This window comes from Clostridium sp. AF22-10, assembly GCF_003478725.1.
Taxonomy (GTDB): domain Bacteria; phylum Bacillota; class Clostridia; order Lachnospirales; family Lachnospiraceae; genus Otoolea; species Otoolea fessa.
This window is the reverse complement of sequence record NZ_QUFZ01000013.1, coordinates 31924-58780: the sequence shown is the minus strand read 5'-3', so window position 1 is coordinate 58780 and position 26857 is coordinate 31924. Positions and strand designations below refer to the sequence as shown.

20 protein-coding genes, 2 pseudogenes and 1 riboswitch are annotated in these 26857 nt (G+C 47.4%); of the genes and pseudogenes, 19 read left to right on the top strand and 3 right to left on the bottom strand.

Going from position 1 to position 26857, the window contains the following annotated elements:
• The first annotated feature begins 168 nt into the window (after window positions 1-168).
• The 4 genes and pseudogenes from DWX91_RS10580 to DWX91_RS10565 all read left to right on the top strand — a co-directional run bounded on the left by DWX91_RS10580 (window position 169) and on the right by DWX91_RS10565 (window position 5507).
• Complete coding sequence (locus DWX91_RS10580; protein ID WP_118538837.1) at window positions 169-1923, top strand: ABC transporter ATP-binding protein; 1755 nt, start codon at window positions 169-171, stop codon at window positions 1921-1923.
• A gap of 1 nt (window position 1924) precedes the next feature.
• Entirely contained in the window at window positions 1925-3664 is a 1740-nt protein-coding gene (locus DWX91_RS10575) for an ABC transporter ATP-binding protein (protein ID WP_118472112.1), read from the top strand.
• A 254-nt stretch (window positions 3665-3918) separates the two neighbouring features.
• Window positions 3919-4599, top strand: a complete 681-nt coding sequence (locus tag DWX91_RS10570; protein ID WP_243017781.1) for a tyrosine-type recombinase/integrase — start codon at window positions 3919-3921, stop codon at window positions 4597-4599.
• Window positions 4600-5043: 444 nt separating this feature from the next.
• Window positions 5044-5507, top strand: a pseudogene (locus DWX91_RS10565) (Hsp20/alpha crystallin family protein).
• 150 nt (window positions 5508-5657) lie between these two features.
• On the opposite strand, the gene DWX91_RS10560 reads toward DWX91_RS10565, so the two are convergent.
• Window positions 5658-6227, bottom strand: a complete 570-nt coding sequence (locus DWX91_RS10560; protein WP_118538835.1) for a hypothetical protein — start codon at window positions 6225-6227, stop codon at window positions 5658-5660.
• A gap of 217 nt (window positions 6228-6444) precedes the next feature.
• On the bottom strand, window positions 6445-7695 hold the full coding sequence (locus DWX91_RS10555) for a cell wall hydrolase (RefSeq protein WP_182431268.1): 1251 nt from the start codon (window positions 7693-7695) through the stop codon (window positions 6445-6447).
• Between the two features lie 402 nt (window positions 7696-8097).
• Here DWX91_RS10555 and pfkB point away from each other — a divergent pair.
• The 10 genes and pseudogenes from pfkB to DWX91_RS17460 all read left to right on the top strand — a co-directional run bounded on the left by pfkB (window position 8098) and on the right by DWX91_RS17460 (window position 19200).
• Window positions 8098-9017 (top strand): annotated as a pseudogene (gene pfkB / locus DWX91_RS10550) (1-phosphofructokinase).
• A gap of 93 nt (window positions 9018-9110) precedes the next feature.
• Window positions 9111-11120, top strand: coding sequence for a fructose-specific PTS transporter subunit EIIC (locus tag DWX91_RS10545; RefSeq protein ID WP_118538833.1), 2010 nt, complete (start codon window positions 9111-9113; stop codon window positions 11118-11120).
• 94 nt (window positions 11121-11214) lie between these two features.
• Window positions 11215-11472: an HPr family phosphocarrier protein gene (locus tag DWX91_RS10540; RefSeq protein WP_022359198.1), complete on the top strand. Its 258-nt coding sequence runs from the start codon at window positions 11215-11217 to the stop codon at window positions 11470-11472.
• Window positions 11473-11552: 80 nt separating this feature from the next.
• Entirely contained in the window at window positions 11553-13178 is a 1626-nt protein-coding gene (gene ptsP / locus DWX91_RS10535; RefSeq protein WP_117796472.1) for a phosphoenolpyruvate--protein phosphotransferase, read from the top strand.
• Window positions 13179-13258: 80 nt separating this feature from the next.
• Window positions 13259-14005 (top strand): DeoR/GlpR family DNA-binding transcription regulator, encoded by a 747-nt coding sequence (locus DWX91_RS10530; RefSeq protein WP_117796346.1) that lies wholly within the window; start codon window positions 13259-13261, stop codon window positions 14003-14005.
• 249 nt (window positions 14006-14254) lie between these two features.
• Window positions 14255-15070 (top strand): AAA family ATPase, encoded by an 816-nt coding sequence (locus DWX91_RS10525; RefSeq protein WP_118472107.1) that lies wholly within the window; start codon window positions 14255-14257, stop codon window positions 15068-15070.
• A complete protein-coding gene (locus DWX91_RS10520) occupies window positions 15060-16253 on the top strand; it encodes a vWA domain-containing protein (RefSeq protein ID WP_107000351.1) in 1194 nt (397 codons plus the stop codon). The genes DWX91_RS10525 and DWX91_RS10520 overlap by 11 nt, the downstream gene beginning before the upstream one ends.
• An 89-nt stretch (window positions 16254-16342) precedes the next feature.
• A riboswitch (NiCo riboswitch) is annotated at window positions 16343-16427 on the top strand.
• Window positions 16428-16528: 101 nt separating this feature from the next.
• Window positions 16529-17419, top strand: a complete 891-nt coding sequence (locus DWX91_RS10515) for a cation diffusion facilitator family transporter (protein WP_022359193.1) — start codon at window positions 16529-16531, stop codon at window positions 17417-17419.
• A gap of 420 nt (window positions 17420-17839) precedes the next feature.
• Window positions 17840-18298: a hypothetical protein gene (locus DWX91_RS17465; protein ID WP_243033947.1), complete on the top strand. Its 459-nt coding sequence runs from the start codon at window positions 17840-17842 to the stop codon at window positions 18296-18298.
• A gap of 11 nt (window positions 18299-18309) precedes the next feature.
• The gene (locus DWX91_RS17460; RefSeq protein WP_243099028.1) at window positions 18310-19200 is read left to right on the top strand and encodes a L,D-transpeptidase; all 891 of its coding nucleotides are present in this window, start codon (window positions 18310-18312) and stop codon (window positions 19198-19200) included.
• A gap of 425 nt (window positions 19201-19625) precedes the next feature.
• Here the strand turns inward: DWX91_RS17460 and DWX91_RS10505 are convergent, their stop codons facing one another.
• Entirely contained in the window at window positions 19626-20249 is a 624-nt protein-coding gene (locus DWX91_RS10505) for a hypothetical protein (protein ID WP_107000350.1), read from the bottom strand.
• A 539-nt stretch (window positions 20250-20788) separates the two neighbouring features.
• Between DWX91_RS10505 and pruA the strand changes: the two genes are divergently transcribed.
• The 5 genes from pruA (at window position 20789) to gltA (ending at window position 26847) form a co-directional block, all read left to right on the top strand.
• The gene (gene pruA / locus DWX91_RS10500) at window positions 20789-22414 is read left to right on the top strand and encodes an L-glutamate gamma-semialdehyde dehydrogenase (RefSeq protein ID WP_118472105.1); all 1626 of its coding nucleotides are present in this window, start codon (window positions 20789-20791) and stop codon (window positions 22412-22414) included.
• 666 nt (window positions 22415-23080) lie between these two features.
• Window positions 23081-23779, top strand: coding sequence for an MBL fold metallo-hydrolase (locus tag DWX91_RS10495; RefSeq protein WP_182435072.1), 699 nt, complete (start codon window positions 23081-23083; stop codon window positions 23777-23779).
• Window positions 23776-24468: a dihydrofolate reductase gene (locus DWX91_RS16650; protein WP_412693883.1), complete on the top strand. Its 693-nt coding sequence runs from the start codon at window positions 23776-23778 to the stop codon at window positions 24466-24468. Before DWX91_RS10495 ends, DWX91_RS16650 begins: the two co-directional genes overlap by 4 nt.
• Window positions 24469-24559: 91 nt before the next feature.
• Window positions 24560-25450 (top strand): sulfide/dihydroorotate dehydrogenase-like FAD/NAD-binding protein, encoded by an 891-nt coding sequence (locus DWX91_RS10490; RefSeq protein ID WP_022359686.1) that lies wholly within the window; start codon window positions 24560-24562, stop codon window positions 25448-25450.
• Window positions 25450-26847 carry an NADPH-dependent glutamate synthase gene (gene gltA / locus DWX91_RS10485; RefSeq protein ID WP_118467845.1) on the top strand — a complete coding sequence of 466 codons (1398 nt, stop codon included), beginning with the start codon at window positions 25450-25452 and terminating at the stop codon, window positions 26845-26847. Before DWX91_RS10490 ends, gltA begins: the two co-directional genes overlap by 1 nt.
• Window positions 26848-26857: the final 10 nt, after the last annotated feature.

Below are 26857 nucleotides of genomic sequence, written 5' to 3'. Positions count from 1 at the left end.
TATGTGTGTTGCAGGTTCTGGATTTCTGAATAAAGTTCAGACAGGATAATAATATCAGGTGGTTGATGCCAGTAGACCACCTATTTTATTATATGTTGGTTAGTGCGAACTAACAGAAGGTAAAATAATAAAACGAAACAATAAAACGAACGTAAGGAGTGAAAAGATGTGAAAGAAAAAAAGAAGTCGGCAGTCAGCTGGATCCTGACGTGGGCCGGACAAAAAAGAATTGCCTATGTGTGGAGTGTGTTACTTGCAATAGGAAATGTGATTTTTAAGATTTTGCCGTATTTTATTATTGCAGATGTAGTAAAGCTGTTTTTAAATGGTGAAAAGGAGTTTGAAATATATCTTGCAAAAGCGGTTCTGATTGCATTATCGTTTATCATTGCAGAACTGCTTCATTCACTTTCGACAGCATTGTCACATAAAGCAACGTTTGCAGTACTTGCAAATATAAGAAAATCCTGCTGTGACAAGCTGGCGCGGGTACCTCTTGGCTATGTGAAAGGCACACCTTCCGGTACATTTAAAAATATTATGGTGGAAAGAATCGACAGTATCGAGACAACACTGGCGCATATTGTCCCGGAATTCACGTCCAATCTGCTGGCACCGATTGTGATTTTGATTTATTTCTTCCTGACAGACTGGAGACTGGCACTCTGGTCATTGGTGCCGGTTATAGTGGGATTTCTTTCCTATTTTGGAATGATGCTGGATTATAAACCAAGCTTCGAGAGAACGGTTCAGACAACAAAAGATCTGAATGATGCGGCAGTGGAATATATTGACGGAATCGAAGTGATCAAGGCATTTGGAAAGACAGAAAGTTCTTATGCAAAATTTACAAAGGCGGCTATGGCTTATGCAGATTCCTTTATTTCCTGGATGAAACGGTGCTCGATCTTTCATGGACTGATGATGGTGGTCACACCTTATACGCTTCTTACGGTATTGCCGTTTGGGGCACATTATGTAGCCAATGGAACACTTGCGATTTCAGATTTTGTCATCTGCATTATTTTATCACTTGGAATCGTTGGACCGTTGATCACAGTGGGTTCCTATACAGATGATCTTGGCAAGATCGGAGTGATTGTTGGTGAAGTGGCAGGAATTCTGGAACAGCCGGAGCTTGAACGTCCAGAGAAAAGTAAAAGTGTTCCAAAAGATAACTCCGTTACTCTTGAAGATGTCAGATTTGGTTATCACGACAAAGAAATCCTGCACGGAGTAACTATGGAGCTGAAAGCAGGAACGGTAAATGCAATCGTAGGACCTTCCGGAAGCGGCAAGTCGACCATCGCAAAGCTGATTGCGTCCCTGTGGGATGTGGATTCCGGAAGCATCAAAATCGGTGGAGTTGATGTCAAAGAACTGGCATTTGCAGATTTTAATCGGAAAATTGCATATGTTGCACAGGACAATTATCTGTTTAATGAAACAGTCCGTGAAAATATCAGACAGGGAAATCCGGATGCTACAGATGAACAGATCATCGAGGTGACAAAGAAAAGTGGATGCTATGAATTTATCATGCAGTTGGAGAATGGATTTGATACGGTTGTAGGAGGTGCAGGAGGACATCTGTCAGGTGGTGAGAGGCAGCGTATCTCCATTGCAAGAGCAATGTTAAAGGATGCTCCGATCGTGATCCTTGATGAGGCAACTGCCTACACAGATCCGGAAAATGAGGCAATTCTGCAGAATTCTATCGCAAAACTGGTAGCAGGGAAGACCCTGATCGTAATAGCACACAGACTTTCTACTGTTAAGGACAGTGACCAGATCTTTGTTGTAAATGATGGAAATGTAACAGCACATGGCACACATGAGGAACTTCTGGTGTCATGCCCGCTTTATAAGGAAATGTGGAATGCCCATATTTCTGTAAAAGATACGGTGAAGGAGGGAGAATGATATGTTTGGGATTCTGGCAAAATTCTTTCGTTTTTCAGGCAGGGAAAATGGCAATAAATTTAAACTGTCGATAGTGATCGGACTCATAGAGGCTCTTGCCTCAGCAATGAAGATTCCGGCTATTATGTACATACTGATTGGTCTGCTGAGTGGGAAACCGACAGGAAAATATATTGGAGGCTCCGTTGCGATTATGGTTCTTGCAATTGTAGTCGACGTAATCTGCAAGAGATACTCTACAGTGCTTCAGACAGAGGGAGGATATAATGCAAGTGCTTTTATGAGAATCAAGATTGCAGAACATCTGCGATATCTGCCGATGGGGTATTTCAATTCCAATAGTATCGGGGAAATTTCTTCCATTACAACCAATACAATGGAAATACTTGGCGATGTGGCTGCGAGAGTGGTTATGCTGACAATGCAGGGAATTCTGGAAACATCAATGATCATTCTTATGCTGTTTATTTTTGACTGGAGAATTGGACTGATAGCTGCAGCAGGAGTACTTATTTTCTTTGGGGTCAATTCTGTGATGCAGAATGCGGGTAAAAAAGATTCAGAGCAAAAAGTGGTATGCGATATGGAGCTTGTAAACCAGATCATGGAGTATCTGCAGGGAATATCAGAAGTTAAATCATATAACTTGCTTGGGAAACAGGCGAAAAGATTAAATGATGCAAATGAAGCATGTGAAAAGATCAATACAAAGATGGAAATGGTGTTTGTGCCCTATCATTTTCTGCAAAGTGTGATAACCAAAATTACAGGTGCTGTGATCGTGGCTTGCAGTGCATATTTTTATATTAATGGAACTATGAGTGCGGTCTATGCGATCGGTATGACAATTTCAGCATTTATGCTTTATGCCAGTCTGGAATGTGCAGGAAATTATTCATCTCTTTTACATGTGGTAAGCGTATGTGTAGATAAAGCAAATGCAATATTGGAGCTGGATACCATGGATATCGACGGTAAAGAAATACAGCCGGAAAATTACGATATCAGACTTTCTAATGTTTCGTTTTCTTATGACAAACGGAAGATCATTGATGATATATCGCTCTCTATTCCGCAGAAAACGACGACAGCAATCGTTGGACCATCTGGTGGAGGAAAATCAACACTTTGCAATCTGATTGCCAGGTTCTGGGATGTGGATTCCGGGGAAGTGACACTTGGAGGTGTGAATGTAAAAGACTACAGCATGAACAGTCTGATGAGTAATTTCTCATTTGTGTTTCAGTCGGTGTATTTGTTTGCAGACACCATTGAGAATAATATTAAATTCGGACGCCAGGATGCAAGTCATGAGGAAGTGGTGGAAGCGGCGAAGAAAGCATGTTGTCATGATTTCATCAGCAAACTTCCGAATGGATATGACACAGTGATCGGAGAAGGAGGAGCCACACTTTCCGGTGGTGAGAAGCAGCGTATTTCGATAGCCAGAGCGATTATGAAGGATGCGCCAATCGTCATATTGGATGAAGCAACGGCAAATGTTGATCCGGAGAATGAAAAGGATCTGATGGATGCAGTAGATGCACTTACAAAGGAAAAAACGATTATTATGATTGCCCACAGATTAAAAACAGTCAGACATGCAGACCAGATTGTGGTTGTTGAAAAAGGAAGAATTGCACAGCAGGGAACACATGAGCAATTAATGAAACAGGAAGGTATTTATAAGAGATTTGTGGATGCAAGGCAGCAGGCGGTAAGTTGGAAACTGGTGCACTGAGAAATAATCCACAGTCGGTGAATATCCAAATTGAATTGTCTGAAAGAGATTTAATTTAAGTTTCGCTAAGTTTCACTTATATAGGCAGAATGAGGGATATTCAATAATGTAATATGAAAAAAGCACTGAAAACCGTTGGATTATGGGTTTTACAGTGCTTTTCCTTTTGCCAAAGAGGAAAAATGCAGTGAATTTAAGTTTTGCTACGTGTTGTGGATTTTAAGACATCTCACGTAAGGACGTTCTTTTCTGCATTGTCAGATGAAGGACTGGCACACAGTACGATCAAAGGTCTTTATGGCTTATTGAATCCCAGTTTTGAACTGGCAGTGGAAGATGGGATTATCCGCAAGAATCCAGTAACAGGAACACTTGGAGATTATGGGGCTCCGGCAAAGGAGAAAGAAGCATTGACACTGGAACAGCAGGAAAAACTTTTGAAGTTTGTTGAACAGAGTAATGTGTATAAGCCTCATCTTCCAATGATGCAGGTTATGTTTGGGGCTTGCCTGAGAGTGAGTGAAACCATCGGCTTAACCTGGTCAGATGTGGACATGAAGAACCGGGAGATCCATGTAGGTGGACGCAGTGGATTCATCTTTAATACAAAGCATGGACGTCCGATTATGCCAGCGGGAGTGAACAGCTTTCTGAAAAATATTGTTAATGCCTATAATAAAAAAGAAAGCAAATTGGCAGAAGAAGAGAAGCGAGAGCCGGAGTTGATGCCTCCTATTTCATCGCATACCCTTCGTCATACGGGATGTACCAGATTGGGTGAGAACAATGTCAATCCCAAAGTTATGCAGTATGTGATGGGCCATTCAGATGCACAGATCACAATGAATGTCTATAATCATATTTCAGATAAGTCTCATGTGGAGAATGAGATGTCTAAAATGAACCTGCCAGAAACCGTACCTGCTGTGGTATAAACCATAAGTTGTTGTCGTAAAATGTGGTAAGAAAATCAGACGAATATATTTTTCCAAGAATTTGTGGTAAAAATGTGGTCAAATCAAGAAAATCGAGTGCGAAAGTAAGTGAAAAATCCTTGTGAAGTAGTGGCATACGCCATGCACAGCTCGGGAAAGACTTCCCTCGCTGTAGGGCTGTCGCCTATAGATTTCCATGAAAGAGCCATCTTTATCAAGCAAGCTTGAAAGATGGCTCTTTCACGTAAATGTGCATGGCTCGTAGCGTTCACAAATTCTTCACAAAAAAATTAGCACTCGCCTCTTGACAGTGCTAATAAGAAGTGCTATAACATAGCCAGAACGAAGGAAGAGGAAGAAAAGAAAAGTTCCCAGACCGTCCCGGTTCCGAAAATGTTGGTAAATAAACATAATGAAATGAAGTTAGAAAAGGAGAGATGACTTATGTTAATGCCGAGTATTTTTGGAGAAAATTTGTTTGATGATTTCTTTAATGATTTTCCGTTTTATGATGATAAAGCCGGACAGAAGATAGAGAAAAAGCTGTATGGACGCCATGGACAGAACCTGATGAAGACCGATATCAAGGAAATGGAAGATGGCTATGAGCTGGAGATGGATCTGCCGGGATTTAAGAAAGAAGAGATTTCGATTTCCCTGGAAGATGGTAATCTGACGATTCAGGCTGCGAAGGGACTGGATGAGGACGAGAAGGAGAAAAAGTCCGGTCGTTACATCCGCAGAGAGCGTTACGCAGGTTCCTGTGCGAGAAGCTCTATGTCGGTGATGATATAACAGAGGAAGATATCAAGGCGGAATTTAAGCATGGTATTTTGAAAATTTTTGTTCCGAAGAAAGAAGCAAAACCGGAAGTCGAGCAGAAAAAATATATTGCGATTGAAGGATAATGTAGAAGAAGCAGTCAGCCGGATTGATGGATGCAGTTGTCTGGCTGTAACATAGAAAAGAGCGCTGCGGCACTCATGGAGCAGTTTTACCAGAAATGGAAAGCCGGTTTGTGAGTGTTGCGGCGCTCTTTTTCACTATTTTATCTCTGATTAGTAGTTAATAGCTGTGATACCGATAGATCCCTCTTTGTCCAGACCAAAGGTAACTGCCGGTTTACCGGATGGATCGCCTACGATGAAACCTGCATTGGTCAGTTCGGTGGAAGAAACATCGGCTGTCTTGACTGCCTCAATCAGCGCGTCGGTAAATACCTTGTCTGCGTCGAGAGCCATAAATTCAGTTCTGTTATTTACGACAATCCCGTCATCGATGCCGATGTAGGACGGATAGACAAGCAGCTCGGCTAAATCGTTCATATTTTTATTGGCGATGATGCTTTGAAGGGATCTGGCAAAACCACGGTAAAGTTCTGTGATTTCTTTTTCGCTCAGAGTCTCGTCTTCTGCATGATCTGCATCCGTTGTCTGGGCGGTTTCTTTTTCTCCGGCAGTAGTTGTTTTGCTGGCATCGCTGCTTTCTGCTGATGTATCGTTTTCCTGTGTGGATTCAGCGGCAGTTGTTTCAGCCGTGGTTGTTTCAGACGGCTGGCTGGAGCAGGCGGTCATGCTGGCGGCTGCGATGAGAGTGGAAACCATCAAGGTATAAATTGATTTTCTCATATTTCCTCCATTTGTAATCAATGGACTCCCGGAAGCTTTCTGTGCTTAATTTTGTGAGATGATTTGCAGGAAAGAATCCGAGAGTACCTATCAATAAGGTATGGACAGTAGGTGTCCTCTGCCTGTATGTTTTGCTGATATGATTATCATATCATAAGGCGATGGGAATGTATATGAGGTTTAATGTAATGCGTTTAAATCCGCCTTTTTTAGCCTTTTATTTTTTATAGAAACAATTCCCACCAACCACCTGATAGCTGGAGTAGCTGTCGTAGTTTGCTGATTTGGTCGAGGTAAAATAAAGGTAGTCGCCTATCTGATTCTCCCCGGCGAGCGCTGCCTTTGCCGCCTTGGTGGCAGTAGAGGACGGTCCTCTATCGAGATATTTGTCAAGCAGGCCGGAGGTCGCGCCTGGGAACTGTCCGTCCGCGTAGATGACGCTGGAGATGGATTTGCCCCATTTGCCAGATTTGACGCGGTTGACGATCAGACTTCCGACTGCCAGATAGCTTTCATAGGATCCGCCGTTGGCTTCCATCGTGAGGCAGGCGGAGAGCAGATAAACGTCGCTCTCGGAGGCGGAGATCACGTAGGATGATTTAGCGGCTGGTGCAGCCGTGCTCTTTTTCGAAGAGCTTCCAGAATTTCCAGATTTTCCCGAAGTCTGGGAGGAACCTTTAGCCGCGTTTGCTTTTGCCTGCGATTTTGCGGCTGCAATCTGGGCCTCCTCGGCGGCTCTGGATGCCTGCTCAGCTTCTTCAGCAGCCTGCCGTGCCGCCTCCAGCGCTGCCATCTCAGCCTCAATGCTGATTGCGCGTCCTGGCTTAACGCTGATTGTGACATAATCAGAAGAAACGTAACCGGAGGTGTCAACAGAAAGCTGGATTTTGACCCATCCAGTTTCCTGACTCAGTACAGGATAGTAGTCCTCCGCGGCAGCCAGACCGACGATGGCAGAATCCGTGCTGGCTTCCTCACGTACATGGAGTGTCTGTGTGCTGACGGTAGCGATATAGAGACCGAGCTCTTTGGCGAGCGGCTTGATATCATCGCCAAATACAAGATAATCGTCCTTGAGCCATCCCTCCAGCCCACCGGAGCGGATTTTTGTCCAGCCATTTTTGCGTTTTAAAATGGTACCGCCGCCTCCGCGGAAGCAGGTGCCGAGTACTTTGGCATCTGTATCTGGTTTTTCTCTCAGGTTCAGCGCATCATCCACATTGGCGACCGCGAGATTTTCATACGGATCGACCGGCTTTTCTTCTTTGATTTTGGCTTTCGCCGTACTTTTAGCATCGGTGCCGGTCTGATGACTGTTTTTTAAGGTGCTGGAAGAAGCGATGGAAGGATCAGAGCCTGCTTTGTTCTTCTTATCAGAAGGTTTAGAGAGGCATAGAAATGCCAGCAGAGCCGCCCCGGCTACAATAAAAAGGATCAGGAAATAGATCGCCATCATTGTTTTATCCATTTTTTTGCGCCTGGAAGAAGCAGGTTTCAAAGGGGAATCGTTCATATCGTATATCCTTTCTGATATAAAAACATCTTGGAAATATTACAAAGATATTACAAAATTCTTCATTTACTATAGCAAATAGGAAAATCCTTGTCAACAAAGGGGGATTTTACGATTAGAAGAGGAGATGAAACTGAGTAAAAATGATGTTTTTGGAAACACTATTCCATCAGTGACAGCAATCGTTTCGCCGGAATTCACACGAAACAATCAATCAAAAACAATCATAAAAAATCAAAATTGTGCAATATAACCCAAAAAGAGGCAGCATGTTTGTGAATAAGTTTGATTGATTTTGAATGAAAATGATTTTATAATACAGTCAGAATCAATCAAGATAAGAAAGGAATGAGGCTTATGATTTATACGGTAACCTTTAATCCATCGTTAGATATATTGTGTCAGTGAGCGATTTTAAGCTCGGACTGACCAACCGGACGGATTCGGAGCTTTTGCTTCCGGGCGGAAAGGGAATCAATGTTTCGACGGTCCTTCAAAACCTTGGAATTGCCAATACGGCGCTTGGCTTTACTGCCGGGTTTGTCGGCGAGGAGGTTCGGAAGGAAGTGGAGCAGCTGGGCGTGAAAGCCGAGTTTATTTCCCTGGATGAGGGAGTCTCCCGCATCAACCTGAAGCTGAAATCCATCGACGGGACTGAGATCAACGGTCGGGGACCGAAGATTCCGCGGGAAGCGGTGGATGCGCTGATGACCCAGCTTGACCGGCTGGGGGCGGATGATACGTTGGTGCTGGCTGGAAGTATTCCAGCGTCGATGCCGGATGATATTTATCAGAAGATTATGGAGCGCCTGGATGGCAGGGACGTCCGGATTGTTGTGGACGCGACCAAGGATCTGCTGCTCAATGTGCTGGGACACCATCCATTTTTAATCAAACCGAACAATCATGAACTGGGAGACATTTTCGGCGTGAAGCTCTCGGAGCGGGAGGAAGTTGTTCCGTATGCGAAGAAGCTGCAGGAAAAAGGTGCGGTCAACGTGCTGGTTTCGATGGCAGGCAAGGGCGCGGTTCTTCTGGCGGAGGATGGAAGCGTCTATGCGGCGGAAGCACCGAAGGGAACCTTGAAAAATGGTGTCGGAGCCGGAGATTCGATGGTAGCCGGTTTCCTGGCCGGATACGGGGAGAGCGGAGATTATGAACACGCTTTCCGCATGGGACTGGCAGCTGGAAGCGCGAGCGCCTTTTCGGAGCAGCTGGCGACGAAGGATGAGATAAAGAAAGTGTATGAGAACTGTAGAATCACAAAAATCGGATGAGGTTGTATGCAGACATTTTTGAAGCTGGCAAAATGTACTGCCGGATATGCAATGCATACCTGACATTCGGGCATAAATAGGGAGGCAACAGATATGAAGATTACTGATTTACTGGATCCGAGAAGTATATCGCTGGATGCGGCACCCACCAGCAAATCGGAGACACTGGACAAGGCGGTAGAGCTGATGGCGGCGAGCGGAAAGCTGTCGGATGTCGAGGCATTCCGCAAGCAGGTTTATGCGAGAGAAGAAGAGAGCACGACCGGTATCGGCGAGGGGATTGCAATTCCTCATGGAAAATGTGATGCGGTCAAAAAGCCGGGGCTGGCGGCGATGGTCATCAAAAATGGCGTGAATTTCGACTCCCTGGACGGCGAACCGGTCACTCTGCTGTTCTTGATTGCAGCGCCAAATACAAAAGATAACGTACATCTGGATGTGTTAAGCAAGCTTTCCGTTCTCATGATGGACGAGAATTTCTCAGATTCCCTGCGAAATGCCTCTTCGGTGGAAGACTTTCTTTCCATTATTGATAAGGCAGATGCAGAACAGGCCGGCATCGATGAGAGACTGGCGGCTGATTCCGGCGAAGGAGCGGTAGATACAAATGGAGAGAATGCCGCACAAGCAGGTGGTCAGGAGATTCAGGCGCAAAAAGCGGGTGCAGAGACGGAAAAGACAGCCGGACCGAAGATCTTAGCGGTTACTTCCTGTCCGACCGGTATCGCGCACACCTACATGGCAGCCGAAGGCCTGGAAAAAGCGGCACGCGCGAAGGGCTGGAAGATCAAAGTTGAGACGCGCGGTTCAGCCGGAGCAAAAAATGTGCTGACGGCACAGGAGATCGAGGCGGCGGACTGCATCATCGTGGCAGCGGACGCACAGGTGCCGATGGATCGGTTTGACGGAAAACGAGTGATCGAATGTCAGGTTTCGGACGGTATCAGCAAGGCACCGGAGCTTTTGGAGCGCGCGGCGTCCGGGGAGGTACCGGTTTACCACGCAGCATCATCTGGAAGCAGCAGCCCGGCAAAGGCAGCCTCTGGCGGCAAATCGGGCAGTGTCGGACACCAGATTTACACGCAGCTGATGAATGGTGTCTCCCACATGCTTCCGTTTGTAGTCGGCGGCGGCATCCTGATTGCGATTGCGTTTCTGATTGATGGTTTTAGTGTGGATATGAATGCACTCCCGCTCGACCAGCGTGTAAACTTTGGTACGATTACCCCGCTGGCGGCATGGTTTAAAAATGTCGGCGGTGTGGCATTTGGCTTTATGCTCCCGATTCTGGCTGGTTTCATCGCGATGGCGATCGGAGACCGCCCGGCGCTGGCAGTCGGTTTTGTCGGCGGCATGATTGCTTCTCAGGGAAAATCAGGTTTCCTTGGTGCCCTGGCGGCAGGTTTTATTGCCGGATATCTGATTCTGGCGCTTCGGAAAGCGTGCGAGAATCTTCCAGAGGCACTGGAAAAGATTGCTCCGGTCCTGATTTACCCGGTTGTGGGCGTCCTGCTCATCGGACTGGTTATGAGCTTCGTCGTAGAGCCGGTCATGGGCGCGATCAATATGGCGTTAAACAATGGTCTGAGCAGCATGGGTGGTTCGAGTAAGCTGATTCTTGGTTTTGTGCTGGCGGCGATGATGGCGATCGACATGGGCGGTCCATTCAACAAGGCGGCATATGTATTTGGTACGGCGGCAATCGCCTCCGGCAACTACGATGTGATGGCAGCTGTTATGATTGGCGGTATGACACCGCCGTGTGCGATTGCGCTGGCAACAATGCTGTTTAAGAAGAAATTTACAAAGGAAGAGCGCGAGGCAGGACCGACCAACTTCATCATGGGTCTGGCATTCATCACGGAGGGCGCGATTCCATTTGCAGCGTCCGATCCGGTACACGTGCTTCCAGCCTGCATCGTCGGTTCGGGTGTTGCGGGAGCGATGAGCATGTTATTTAACTGTACGCTGATGGCGCCGCATGGCGGAATCTTCGTATTCCCAGTCATGGGAAATCCGCTGTTCTATCTGCTGGCACTGGTGGTTGGCATGGCGATCTCGACGGTACTCTTAGGAGTTCTCAAGAAGAATGTAGAAGAATAGATAAATAATTTTTTTTGACGGAATGTGAATCTTTATTAGAAATTTTTTGGTCAAATCAATCAAAATAGGTTATAATGAGAAGGAGAACATCATCATGAAAGAGTTTAAATATACCATTACAGACCCGGAAGGAATCCACGCACGCCCGGCAGGTGAACTGGTAAAGGCGGCAAAACAGTTTACGAGTACGATCAAGCTGGCGAAAGATGGAAAGAGCGGCGACTGCAAAAAGATTTTCGGTATCATGGGACTGGCGGTAAAGAACGGACAGGAAGTAACCCTGACCTTTGAGGGCGAGGACGAAGAAGCAGCTTATGAGGCAGTCAGCCAGTTTATGAAGGAAAATATGTAGTTTAACAAAGATGCCGCGATGTAAGGGATTATTACATGGCGGCATTTTTCGATAATGGATCAATGGAAAGGGGAATGGTCATGCAGACGTATCGTGGAAAAAGTGTATTTGGCGGTGTCGCAGTTGGAAAAATATGTGTGTATCAGAAAGGCGAGCAGACCGTAAAACGGACGAAAATAGAGAATGCAGAGCAGGAAAAAGCGCGGTTTAATGCGGCAGTTCAGGAGTCCATCCGCCAGCTCGGCGAGTTGTATGAAAAGGCGGTAAAAGAAGTTGGCGAGGCGAATGCGGCGATTTTTGAGATTCACCAGATCATGCTGGAGGACGAGGACTATCTGGACGCGGTTCAGAATATCATCGATACGCAGAAGGTCAATGCCGAGTATGCGGTTGCGGTGACCGGTGACAATTTCGCCCAGATGTTTGCGGCGATGGAGGACGAATATATGCGCGGGCGCGCGGCGGATGTCAAAGATATTTCGGAGCGGATTGTGCGCGTTCTGTCCGGAGGCGCAGGTCAGGGCATCCATACGGACGAGCCGGTGATTATTCTGGCAGATGATTTAGCACCGTCAGAGACGGTACAGCTTGAAAAGGACAAGGTGCTATCCTTTGTGACGGTACACGGTTCCGTCAATTCCCACACGGCGATCCTGGCGCGTACGATGAGCATTCCGGCGCTGATCGGAACGGACGTGGCGCTCGATGAGACGGTAGATGGGAAATTTGCGGTTGTGGATGGTACGAACGGAGTCCTGTATGTGGAACCGGATGAGGAGACATTGGAAACAATGCGCCGCCGGCAGCGGGAGGAACAGGAGAAGAAAGAACTGCTGCAAACACTGAAAGGGCGCGAAACAGTCACTCTGGATGGCAAGGAGATCCGCCTGTATGCGAACATTGGCAATAGCAAGGATCTGGCATCGGTCATTCAGAACGATGCGGCGGGCATCGGACTGTTCCGCAGCGAATTTTTGTATCTGGAAAAAGAAACATTTCCGACGGAGGAGGAGCAGTTCCAGGTATATAAACAGGTAGCGGAAACGATGGCGGGCAAACCGGTCATTATCCGTACGCTGGACATCGGCGCGGACAAGCAGTGCGATTATTTTGAACTGAAAAAAGAGGAAAATCCGGCGATGGGCTGCCGGGCGATCCGTATCTGCCTGACAAGACCGGAGATTTTCAAGACACAGCTTCGCGCGCTGTTTCGGGCAAGTGCCTATGGCAATCTCCAGATCATGTATCCGATGATCACAAGTGTCTGGGAGGTCGAGGCGATTGCGAAGATTGTCGAGGAGGTCAAGACGGAGCTGACCGCACAGAATCTCCAGTTTGGCGACCCGAAGCAGGGCATTATGATTGAAACCCCGGCGGCAGTCATGGTAAGCCGGGAACTGGCGAAAAAAGTGGACTTTTTCAGCATCGGAACGAACGACCTGACCCAGTATACGCTGGCAGTTGACCGTCAGAATCCGGAGCTGGATGCATTTTACGATCCGCACCATCCGGCGGTGCTGGCGATGATCCGCATGGTTGTTGAAAATGCGCACGCCGAGGGCATCTGGGCAGGTATTTGCGGCGAATTGGGCGCGGATCTGAGTTTGACAAAAGAATTCCTGAAAATGGGTGTGGATGAGCTTTCCGTATCGCCGGGGCGTGTGCTGCCGATTCGGAAGGTCATTGTCGAAAGCAGCTGCAGTTGATAAGAATATTAAGACAGAGAGAAGTGAAAAATTGAGCTAAAAAAAGTTCAACCACAGCAGAAGATGAAAGGAAAAGAGTCATGCTGACAGAAAAAAGATACGAACTGATTTTGGAACTTCTGGATAAAAAGAGGAGTGTGACAGTTCCTGAGATTAAAGAGGTGCTGGGAGTTTCGGAATCGACGATCCGGCGGGATCTGAATGCGCTTGACAAGGCGGGGCGCCTGACCAAGGTGTTTGGCGGCGCGGTGTCCTCGGACGGGACATTTACGGGAACCGAGCCGTCAGTGGCACAGAAGATGGAATTGCAGCAGGAGGAGAAAAGGAGAATCGCCCAGTTTGCGGCGGGACTTATCCAGCCGGATGATTTTGTCTATCTGGACGCGGGCACGACGACCGGGTATATCTTAGACTATCTTCCGGCGCGCAGCGCCACGTTTGTGACGAATGCGGTATCACATGCCAAACGGCTGGCAGCCGCCGGAAACCGCGTAATTCTGATTGGCGGTGAGTTAAAGGGCACGACGGAGGCGGTCATCGGAAGTCAGGCGATCCTGATGATCCAGAGCTATCATTTTACAAAGGGATTTTTTGGAACCAACGGCGTCAGCAAGCGCCACGGTTTCACGACGCCGGATCCGAATGAGGCATTAGTCAAGCAAGAGGCGATGCGCCAGACAGAGCGCTGCTATGTGCTGGCGGACAGCCAGAAATTCGGCATGGTAAGTTCGGTGACGTTCGGGGGGTTTGAAGAAGCGACGATCCTCACGGAGACAGAGCCGCCGGAAGGATTTAGCGGCAGCAAGAATATCCGGGTGGCAAAGTAGAATAGTGAGCAGTAACAATCGTGTTTTTCTAATGAAATCCTAACATATATACGATTTGACAAACTATTAGAATATTGCTATATTTATAGAAAATCAATAGGGCGGCAAACGGGCAGGATTATGTATGACGATCGGGAGGAACGATGGATCCGAACCGATCGCAGTCAGCATGGATCCTGAATCGTTATGCTGCCCTTGTTAGTGTTTACAGTTATGTAAAAGGAGAACTTTCTAAAAGGAGAATTTACCATGCAGCAATTTCACGGCAGTGACGAATACATCGCTTCGGATGAACTGATCCGCAGCGTTAACATTGCGGCGGCGCTCAAAAAGCCGCTCTTAATCAAGGGAGAACCGGGCACTGGAAAGACGATGCTCGCGGAGGCGATTGCCAGATCCCTCGATATGGAACTTTTGATCTGGAATATTAAATCGACGACCCGCGCACAAGACGGTCTTTACGTGTACGATACGGTACAGCGTCTTTACGACAGCCAGTTTGGTGCGGATGGCGTTGATGATATTGCCAGATATATCCGCCTCGGAAAGATGGGAGAGGCATTTGAGAAGGAAAAGCAGACGGTTCTTTTGATCGATGAGATCGATAAAGCGGATTTGGAATTCCCGAACGACCTGCTCTGGGAACTTGACAAGATGGAATTTTACATTCCGGAGACGGGAAAGACTGTCAAAGCGAAGCACCGTCCGATTGTGATTATTACCTCCAATGCGGAGAAGGAGCTGCCGGATGCGTTCCTGCGCCGCTGTATCTTCCATTATATTGCATTCCCGGAGCAGCCGATGATGGAGAAGATCATCAAGGCACATTACCCGGATCTCGACCAGAAGCTGATCGACGGCGTGCTGGACGCCTTCTACCGGGTGCGCGATCTGCGCGGCCTGCAGAAGAAGCCGAGTACCTCCGAGGTGTTGGACTGGATTCAGGCGCTTGTGATCGGCGGCGTGCCGGTGGGGAAGCTGGAAAAGGAGATCCCGTTTGCGGGGGTACTCTTAAAAAAGACAGAGGATTTAAAGCTGGTGGAGAATAACCGATATGTTTACTGATTTTCTGTATCTACTCCGTTCTTACGGGATGAAGACGAGCCTCAATGAGTGGAACAGCCTGATGGATGCGCTGGAAATGAACCTGAACGACGCGAGCCTGACGGAGTTTTACTATATGGCGAGGGCGGTTCTGGTCAAAAAAGAGTCCGAATATGACAAATTTGACCAGGCATTTCTGGCATATTTTAAAAATGTGCAGACGTTTGAGGAACTTCCGAAGGAGGTCTTAGACTGGCTTGCCAAGGCGCACGCGCAGACGCCGTATGATAAGGATGAGGTCGATGCGCGGTTTGCGGGACTTGATCTGGACGATATCCGTAAAATGATGGCGGAACGACTGAAAGAGCAGCATGAGCAGCACCACGGCGGCAATAAGTGGATTGGAACCGGCGGTACGTCGGCATTTGGACATTCCGGTTACAGCCCGAAGGGCATCCGCGTGGGCGGACCGGGCAAAAACCGGAGCGCGCTGCAGGTGGCGGAACAGCGGAATTACCGCGATTTCCGCGACGATGCGGTTATCCAGATCCGGCAGTTCCAGGTGGCGCTCAAAAAGCTGCGTCTTTTATCCTGCCGTGAGGATGGACCGAAAACGGAACTCAATGTGGAGAAAACGATCGAGAAGACCTGTGACGAAGGCGGACGTCTGGAGCTCGTCATGGAGCGCCCGAGAAAGAACCAGACGAAGCTCCTTCTTCTGATGGATAGCGGCGGGTCGATGTGGGCATATGCGGATCTGTGCAACCGGCTGTTCCAGGCGGTCAATCAATCGTCCCATTTTAAGGATTTGAAGATTTATTATTTCCACAACTGTTTCTACGATCAGCTGTTTACGACGCCGTCCTGCTCCTGGAGGGATAAGATCTCGACCGAGTGGGTCTTTCACAACCTGAAACCGGAATACAAGGTAATTCTGGTTGGGGATGCGTCGATGGCGCCGTCGGAACTTCTGTACCGCGGCGGCAGTCTCGACTATTTTCACAGCAACGAGCGGACGGGCATTTACTGGCTGCAGGAGATGCACCGGCGTTTTCCGTCAGCGATCTGGCTGAACCCGATGCGGGAAAATAACTGGGCATATGCCTACGGTGCGTACACGATCAGTCTGATCCGCGAGGAGATTCCGATGTTTCCGCTGACGGCGGCAGGACTTGAGGCTGGAATTAAGGAATTGAAAAAATAAATATGGAAAAAGGGGCGGTTCCCGATATTGACAATAAAGTAAATTTGTGCTATTATTCATCATAAACTCTTTGCACTGCATATCAAACTACAGTACAAACTGAGCAGACCGTGAATATCATGGGGTCGGGTCGCAGAAGCGACAGTGGAAGTTAGTTTCATCCACGGGACAGTAGTTACTCATACTGGTTCGTGGGTGTTTTTTTATACTTTTTTATGGATTTGCAGCACCCACCTATCGTTAGTGCCATGAGATATTTTTTGGAGGTAACGAATATGAAACAGAATGATTTTCAGAAGGTGGCAAATCAAGTGTCTTTTGTAACGATAGTAGTGAACATCCTTTTGGCGTTTATGAAGCTGTTAGCCGGCGTGTTCGCACATTCGAATGCGATGATCAGTGACAGTATCCATTCGGCGTCCGATGTGTTCAGCACGATGATCGTGGTGATTGGAATTAAGCTGTCGTCCAAACAGCCGGACAAGGAGCACCCGTATGGACATGAGCGGATGGAGTGTGTGGCTGCGATTGTCCTCTCGATGGTTCTTTTTATGACAGGTCTGGGGATTGGCGTGGAGGCGCTTACGGACGTGCTCAAGGGAGAATACAGTCACCTGCAGGTTCCGGGAATGCTGGCGCTGGCAGCGGCTGTTATATCTATTGTCAGTAAAGAAGCGATGTACTGGTACACCCGATATTATGCGAAAAAGATTGATTCCAGCGCACTGATGGCAGATGCATGGCATCACCGTTCGGATGCGTTTTCCTCGATCGGTGCGCTGGTCGGAATCGTGGGCGCGAGAATGGGATTTCCGGTCATGGATCCGATCGCGAGCCTGGTTATTTTCGTCTTTATCGTGAAAGCGGCGTATGAGATTTTTAAAGATGCGATGGATAAAATGGTCGATCATTCCTGTGATGAGAAGACCGAAGAACAGCTGCGCGCCTGCGTTCTTCAGAATCCAGATGTGGCGCGGATTGACCTGCTTCAGACGCGGATCTTTGGCAATAAAATTTATGCGGACATTGAGATTGAGGTAGATGGTTCCATGCCGCTGCGGGAGGCGCACAAGATTGCCGAGGTGGTGCATAACAGCATTGAAAAGACATTTCCGAAGGTAAAACACATTATGGTGCATGTCAATCCGGAAATTGACCGGAAATAGAAAGAAGGACTGCCGCAGACTGGCATATTTCCTTTTAAGCAGACCAAGATAACAATAAAAATCTTGTTTACTTAGAAGAGGGCATGCCAGATGCGGCGGTCCTTTTGGCGCTTTTGGGAACATGAAAATTTTAAACATTTTTAAGGACGTTCTGAAAGTTATACTTCCCATTTGCAATGAATACCATCATACTGCAAAATGGAAAAACTGCAATCATGAATATGGAAAAAATGAAAGAAAAAGGAAAGAAAAAAGGAACCGTTAAGAAATTCTTACGAATCGGATCTTTTGACGATCTTTTTTAGAATCGGTCTGGACTTTTTTTCCGACTCTGCTATAATAAGGATTCAGAATCCATATATACAGGCCGCAGCCATATGGCGCGGCAGAGAGGTTTGTGAAAAAATGAAAAATAAAAGTATGAGTATACTTAAAATGACTGGTGCAGCAGCTGCACTGGTGCTGATGTTTGCACAGCCAGTACTGGCAGATGGCAGTTTTGCAAATGGAACAAGTGTAAATGGCGTCGCAGTCGGCGGAATGAGCAATGAGGAAGCGAAGGCAAAGCTGGAGCAGAATTACGGTTCTTATAAATTAACGATCAAAGAACGCGGAGGCAAGACAGAAGAGATCACCGCAGCGGAGATCGGCTATAAAGTAGTGATTACAAATGAGCTGCAGGCAGCGATTGACCAGCAGGCAGCAGGGGTAGCTGGAGCAGGAGCGCTGACGATCGCGATGCCGCTTTCCTGCGATCAGACGATGCTTGCAAACCGCATTGCTTCCTTAAATTGTATGTCAGATAGTGTAGCACCGACGGTAGATGCCCATATATCCGCCTGGAAGAAGGAAAAGATTTCACGATTGTTCCGGAAGTAAAGGGAGAATCTGTGGATAAGGCAAAGGTACAGACGGCGATCAATGCGGCGATCGCCTCCGGCATGACAGAGATCGATCTGGAAGCATTGGGATGTTACACACCGATCCAGGTGACTTCCGGCGATGCATCCTTAAAAGCACTCTGCGCCCAGATGAACCAGGCTAAAAATGCGACCATCACCTTCCATATCGGTGATGCGACCGAGACACTGTCCGGTACTGAATATGTCAGCTGGTATACAGGCGGCGAGAATGGTGTCATTACTGTAGACCGCGATAAGGCAGCTGCTTACATCAAGGCGCTGGCAGCGAAATACGACACAGCTGGAACTACCCGTACTTTCCATACCACTTCCGGAAAAGAGGTAGCCTTGACAGGCCCTTATGGATGGAAGATTGACCAGACTGCAGAGACAGACAACCTGGTTCTGATGGCGCAGACAGGTATCAATCAGGAACGTGAAGTCCAGTTCTCCCAGCAGGCAGCCAGCCATTCAGACGCAGACTGGGGCAATACCTACGCAGAAGTTGATTTCGGCGCCCAGCATGTATATATGTATGAAAACGGCGCCCTGACCTGGGATGCTCCGTGCGTAACCGGAAACGTATCCAAAAACTACACAACCCCGGAAGGTATTTACAGCCTGACCTACAAGCAGGCCGACCGCGTTCTGCGCGGCGCCAAACAGGCAGATGGCACCTATGAATATGAAAGTCATGTAGACTATTGGATGCCATTCAACGGCGGCATCGGTTTCCATGACGCAAGCTGGAGAAGTAAATTCGGCGGAACCATCTACCAGTATTCCGGCAGCCACGGTTGCATCAATCTGCCGGTTGATAAAGCAAAACTTCTCTACGAGAAAGTATACAAGGGAATGCCAGTTCTCTGCCATAACTAAACATTTCTTCTAAGCGCACATTCGGTATTTAGAAGAAAGACATGGGGGACTTTCTTGAATATAATTAGATAAGAAAGTAGATGGTGGACAAAGTAATTTATCATACGGAACGAAAAAAGATCCTACGCCGTCATCCAGCCGCATTCATGCGCTGGATGACACCAGGATCTTAAATTTTACCAAGTTATCATCCAATAAACAGGAGAAAAAGCCGCCCGGGCAAAAATGGAATTTTCGAGACTGTGGATTTACTTGGCAGATTCGGATTTGATGTTGAAAGAAACCGCAACAAACTTGCTTTGTGAGGATTTCTTTCTGTTTTTAATCAAACCGAAGATGCCTAGAAAATCCCAGTCTTCGAAACCTGATCATTTTTGCCCGGGCGGCTTTTTCTCCGTCCCTCTCACGAAAATCAAACTAATTATCTATTTTCCTTCCCCAATAATCAATTCTTCCCCATACGGCAAGGTCTTGATCCAGTCACAGAATGTATGCCACTCCGCCAGCTTATGATCCTTTCTGGCATAATAAATATTAATCAGTGTCTCATAATTAAACGAACAAGTCCGCATCTGATTATAACTGCTCGGCAGTAGCTGGATCATATCATACCAGTCATCCTTATTCTTTGTCTCCAGATAACGCAGGCGGATTTCCTCCAGCTTGGCGATAACTGTTTCCATAAATGCGCGTGTTCCGGCTGTCATGTGGTCGCAGCTGAAATCGTCCATCGAAAACGGTTTGCTGGCGATTTTGTGCATCGTGCTGGTTGAATTGGCGACGGTCGCTACTTTATAAGTATCATATTCTTTCCACCAGTAGAGAGGTGCGGTCACATCGACTGAGACAAATACCTGGCGCAGAAACTTGCGGTGGTCGCTGCCTGCTTTGCGGAGACGTTTCGCAAGGTCGAGATCGTTTGGTCCCAGTTTATATTCGCCATTCTCATCATAAAAGCTGTCCATCCGTCCCCAGCTGTTCATCGGATTGCGGGCACCGCGCATGGCATTTTCCAGATTCATGACGCTGGTACGTTCTAATTTAAGCATAATCAAACTCCTTTTTCATATAAGTGAATTATTTTCAGGATAAACTCACTTTTGTGAGTTGTTTCGGGCGGGATCAGTATACCACAAAAACCATGACCCGTAAACAAAGCATAAAAAAACATACAGAATTACAAGAATCGATAGTTACTGTTCCCGGGTGGGCACTTTTGGAAGCAAAAGTGCCGTAAGAAAACGTGGTGGCAGCAGGAATTTACCGTATTTAAATGCGAAGTCACGGCAAATTCCGTTACTGGGCACGTATGCGTGAACAGTAAGATCGATAAAAATTACAATCCAAAACAGAATACAGGAAAAAGCAAAGAGATTATGCGATATGCACAGAAAAATATAATGAAAACATGTATTTTTAAATATGAAATAGTATTGACATAAAATGAAAAACATGCTAATATTTAGCCATAAAAATTCATTGATATGAAAATTAAAAAGAAAAAGTTAGATTTTACGAAAATAAAGTGAGAAAAATTTTCATATCATAATCACAAATGAGACAAGATATAAAAAAGGAGAGATGAGCAATGAGCAATGGATATTTCAAAGTAGAGATGCCGAAAAATGAGCCGGTAAAAGCATATCTTCCGGGAAGCCCGGAGAGAGCCAGCTTAAAGAAAGAGCTGGAGCGCCAGTCCGCACAGGTTGTTCAGGTTCCGATGATCATCGGTGGTAAGGAAGTTTGGACAGGGAGAAAGACCAAAGCAGTTATGCCGCATGACCATGCTCATGTAATCGCAGAAGCAGCTTCCGGCGGTGAGAAAGAGTTAAAGGATGCAATTGCAGCAGCTCTGGCAGCCAGAAAAGCATGGACCGAGATGCCGATGGAACACCGCGTATCTATCTTCTTAAAAGCAGCTGATTTAATCGCTGGTCCGATGAGAGATAAAGTAAATGCAGCTACCATGTTAGGACAGAGCAAGACCGCATATCAGGCTGAGATTGATACCTGCGAGCTGATCGATTTCCTTCGTTTCAATGTATATTACTTACAGCAGATTTATGACAGACAGCCGAACAACACGCCAAATGTTTGGAACCGCATCGAGTACCGTCCACTGGAAGGTTTCGTAACCGCGATTTCTCCATTCAACTTCACATCCATCGGTGCTAACCTTCCGACCGCTCCGGCGATTGCAGGTAACGTAGTTCTCTGGAAACCGGCTACCACAGCAGTTCTTTCCAATTACTATGTAATGCAGGCCCTGATGGCAGCAGGACTTCCGGCAGGCGTTATCAACTTCGTACCGAGCCGTGGTTCTGACATGAGCAAGTACGTATTAAGCGATCCAAACCTGGCAGGATTCCATTTCACAGGTTCTACCGAAGTGTTCAGCGGTGTTTACTCCTTAGTAGGCGAGAACATCAAGAAATACAAAACATATCCGCGTCTGGTTGGCGAGACTGGTGGAAAGGACTTCATCTTTGCTCACAATTCCGCAGACGTACCGGGTCTGGTAGCAGCTCTGACAAGAGCATCCTACGAGTATCAGGGACAGAAGTGCTCCGCAGCTTCCCGTGCATTTGTTCCGGCAAGCATCTGGCCGCAGGTTAAAGAGGGTATGCTGGCAGAGATTGAGAAGATTAAAATTGGCGATATAACCGATTTCAGAAACCTGATGGGCGCTGTTATCGATGCATCCGCATTCAAGACCAACAAAGAGTACATCGACTATGCAAAAGCATCCGAGGATGCAGACGTTATCTGCGGCGGATACGATGATTCCAAGGGATATTTCATATATCCGACCCTGATTGAGGCTAAGAAGCCAGATTTCAAGACTATGGTAGAGGAAATTTTTGGACCGGTTATGACCGTATATGTATATCCGGATGACAAACTGGATGAGACTCTGGCAAGCTGCGATACCGCAACTTCCTATGGCCTGTCCGGAGCAATCTTTGCAGATGACCGCGAAGCTATCGTTAAGATGGAAGATGCACTCAAAGGAACAGCCGGAAACTTCTACATCAACGACAAGCCAACTGGTGCAGTTATCGGTCAGCAGCCGTTCGGTGGTGCAAGAGCATCCGGAACCAACGACAAAGCCGGCAGCGAGATCAACATGTATCGCTGGTTAAGCCCGAGAACCATCAAAGAACTCAGAGTCCCGTGCCTGGATGTAACATATCCGTACATGGTTGAGGCATAAGCAGTGCAAAGCAGGGCAGTAAGACAGGAACGTTGTGCTTGCACATAAGGAACTGTCTTGCTGGACTGATTTATAGGGCGCAGCCCGTCCAGCGAAGAAAAGCGCAGCTTTTTTTAGCTGGGGCACTGAGCACGCTGAAGCCACTGAGCATGCTGGGGTGCAGCTCTTCCCCATAATTTACTAAATTAAAACCAACCACCCAGAGGATCGGCGCTGATCCGGAATCTGTGTAACGAAACACACGATTTCATATCGGTGCCGATCCTTTTTATAATTTAGAAAATCTGTCCGAGTATCCCAGCCACACCCGCTCAGATATTGTTCCGTTTGTTTGGAATGAAATTGCGGCATTCTGTTATTAAAAATCCCATTATGTTACTGCTCACACATGTGTGCCCAGCAACGGGATTTTGCCGATGCTGCGCATTCCAAATCGGCAAAATCTGCTGCGAGAACTGTATCGTACAGAATTTTCAGTTCAGAAAATTCCTATTTGTGAACAGTTACCCTATTATTCCTTACATTCATCTGATTTGAACCAGTCCTTGTATTTCTCATAAAGATCCAGTAAAATAAAATCAAATACGAAATAGGGATTTGAGGATTTGTTTTTGTTCAAATTTTCTTAGTTCGATTTTAAATTCAAACAAAAAGGATGAGAAAGCAATGACGGTGATCGATGTATCTGGCTGCGGAAGCGGTGCGGTGTTTTTGATAAAGGGAAAAGCCAATCTTCTGTTCGAGGCGGGGATGGCGTATGCTGCCGACCAGATGGTGGAAAATATAAAAAGAGAACTGGGCGATGCAGAGTTAGACGCGGTTCTTTTATCCCATTCCCATTATGATCATGTAGCGGGGCTTCCGGCGGTGCGGAAAGCATGGCCAGGGGTGAAAACATATGCTTCCGAGCGCGCAAAAGAAATTTTAGTGAAACCGGGCGCTTTGAAGACGATCCGGCGTCTAAGCGGCGAGGCGGCAGAAGCGGCGGGGCTTCCATGGGATTCGGAATATGACGATGCAGATTTACAGATTAATGTATCGCTGGAGGACGGCGAGACGATCGAACTGGGCGACCATACGATCTACGCGTTTGCGACGATCGGCCACACGAAATGTTCCATGTCTTACCTGATTGACGATGAGTTGATGCTGTGCAGTGAGACGGTAGGCGTCATGGGGCATGATGGGAGTTATATGCCGTCGTTTCTGGTAGACTATAAGGCGGCAGAAGAATCGATCGAGTATTCATCGGAATTGGATGCAAAAGAGATTATTTTAAACCACTATGGCTTTGTCAGTGAAGCGGATAAGGCGACGATCTGGGATGTCCTGATGCAGAAGCTTCGTGACAGCGTGATGCCATGATTGATATTATGAACCGGTTCCCGGAAGAAGAGACGGCGCTTCGGGAGATGGAGCGCGTGTTCCATTCTCATGTAGATAAGAAAGAACAGCCAGACGAGGCATTCTATATCAATGCGGCGAGCATGATGAAGACACTCAAAAGACAGTTTCCGGAACGGTTTCCGAGACATTTTCAGCTGATTGCAGCAGTGGATCGGAACTGGGGTATCGGCAATAAAGGGCAGATGCTGACGGTGATCCCGGCGGATCAGAAATTATTCCGGCAGGAAACGATGGGAAAAATCATCGTGATGGGCTATAAAACGTTTCTAACTTTCCCGGCTCAGCGACCGCTGGATGGCAGAATCAACCTGATTTTGACAAAAAAGAAGGCTCTGAGCGTAAAGGGGGCAGAGATCTGCCACAGTGTCGAGGAGGCGCTGGTGCGGATTGACGAGCTGAAGCAGGAAAAACATCTGACAGATGTAGATGTCGTCATCATCGGCGGCGAGTCGGTTTACCGGCAGTTCCTTCCGTTCTGCGACACAGCGCAGATCACCTGGATTGATTTTTCCTATGTGGCAGACACACACATGGTTGATCTGGAGAAAGAAGGCTGGGAACTGGTAAGACGAAGCGGCGAGCAGACATTTTTCAATTTGTGCTATGAATTCAGGGAATATCGGAAGCTGGAAAAGGAATCGCTCTAAGGTTGTCAAAAATAGGACAAAGTGGTAAAATAATCGAGAATTCTGAAAAGTCAAACAATAAAATGTTCATATAACAGTAAGGAGGAATAGAATGTACCCGATTTTAAAAGCTGAAAAACTGGCAGATAAGATTTATCTGATGGTTGTAGAAGCACCGCGTGTAGCGCGTGCATGTGAGCCGGGCGAATTTGTCATCGTCAAGATGGGCGAAGAGGGCGAGAGAATCCCACTGACTATCTGTGATTTTGACCGTCAGGCAGGAACGATCACGATCGTATTCCAGACCGTGGGAGCTTCTACCGAGAAGATGAGCACCCTCAAGGCTGGGGATGCATTCCATGATTTCGTAGGACCGCTTGGAAATCCGTCCGAGTTTATCCATGAGGATGTAGAAGAGCTGAAAAAGAAGAAATACCTCTTCGTAGCCGGCGGTGTCGGTGCGGCTCCGGTTTATCCGCAGGTAAAATGGATGCATGAGCACGGCATTGATGTAGATGTTATCGTAGGTTCTAAGACCAAAGATCTGCTGATCCTGACCGAGGAGATGGAGAAGGCAGCCGGAAACCTTTACATCACAACCGATGATGGCAGCTTTGGCATTAAAGGTATGGTTACAGGTGTCATCGAGGATTTAGTTGAAAAACAGGGACGCAAGTACGATGTCTGTGTTGCAATCGGACCGATGATCATGATGAAATTTGTCTGCCTGCTGACGAAAAAACTGGAGATTCCGACGATTGTCAGCCTGAACCCGATCATGGTAGATGGAACCGGTATGTGTGGTGCCTGTCGTGTCACCGTAGGCGACCAGGTCAAATTTGCCTGCGTAGACGGACCGGAGTTTGATGGACATCTTGTTAATTTTGACGAGGCGATGGAACGTCAGAGAATTTATAAGACTCAGGAAGGCAGAGCGATGCTGCGCCTGAAAGAGGGCGATACTCATCACGGCGGATGCGGACAGTGCGGAGGTGACAAATAATGGAAGCAAAGAGAGATATGATGAAAAAGGTGCCGGTCAGAGAGCAGGATCCGAAGGTACGTGCGACTAATTTTAAAGAGGTATGTCTCGGCTATAATATGGAAGAAGCAGTTGCGGAGTCTGAGAGATGTCTGAACTGTAAAAATGCAAAATGTATCGCTGGATGCCCGGTTTCCATCAATATTCCGGCGTTTATCCAGGAAGTAAAAGCGGGAAATATTGAGGAGGCAGCGAAAGTCATCGCACTTTCTTCGGCACTTCCGGCAGTCTGTGGACGTGTCTGCCCACAGGAATCCCAGTGTGAGGGACAGTGTGTGCGCGGTATCAAGGGCGAGGCGGTTTCCATTGGTAAACTTGAGCGCTTCGTGGCAGACTGGTCCCGTGAGCATGGTTTTGTACCGGCAGCGCCGGAGAAGACAAACGGAAAGAAAGTAGCAGTCATCGGTTCCGGTCCTGCAGGTCTGACCTGTGCAGGCGATCTGGCAAAACTGGGCTATGCAGTAACCATTTTCGAGGCACTTCATGAGCCGGGCGGAGTATTGACCTACGGCATTCCGGAGTTCCGTCTTCCGAAGAGCGGCGTTGTACAGCCGGAGATCGAGAATGTCCGCAAGCTGGGCGTTAAGATTGAGACAAACGTAGTTATCGGAAAATCTATCACAATCGACGAACTGATGGATGAAGAAGGTTTCCAGGCAGTCTTCATCGGTTCTGGTGCCGGACTTCCGAAGTTCATGGGTATTCCGGGTGAAAATGCCAACGGCGTATTTTCTGCAAATGAGTACCTGACCAGAAATAACCTGATGAAGGCATTCCGCGATGATTATGACACACCGATCATGGAATCGAAGAAGGTAGTTGTAGTCGGCGGCGGAAACGTAGCGATGGATGCGGCAAGAACGGCTCTGCGTCTCGGTGCAGAAGTTCATATTGTATATAGAAGAAGTGAGAAAGAGCTTCCGGCACGTGTGGAGGAAGTACATCACGCAAAAGAGGAGGGCATCCATTTTGACCTTCTGACCAACCCGGTTGAGATTCTCGAGGATGAGAACGGATGGGTCAAAGGCATCGTATGCCGCCGTATGGAGCTTGGCGAGCCGGATGAATCTGGAAGAAGACGTCCGGTTGAGGTGGTCGGTTCTGATTTCACGATCGATGCAGATACCGTTATCATGGCGCTGGGTACTTCCCCGAACCCGCTGATTTCCAATACGACCAAAGGTCTTGAGATCAACCGCTGGAGATGTATCGTGGCGGATGAGAGCAATGGAAAGACAACGAAAGAGGGCGTTTACGCCGGAGGCGACGCAGTGACTGGCGCGGCTACGGTTATTCTCGCGATGGAAGCCGGACGAGCAGGTGCAAGAGGCATCGATGAGTATCTTTCTGCAAAATAATGAAATCTCA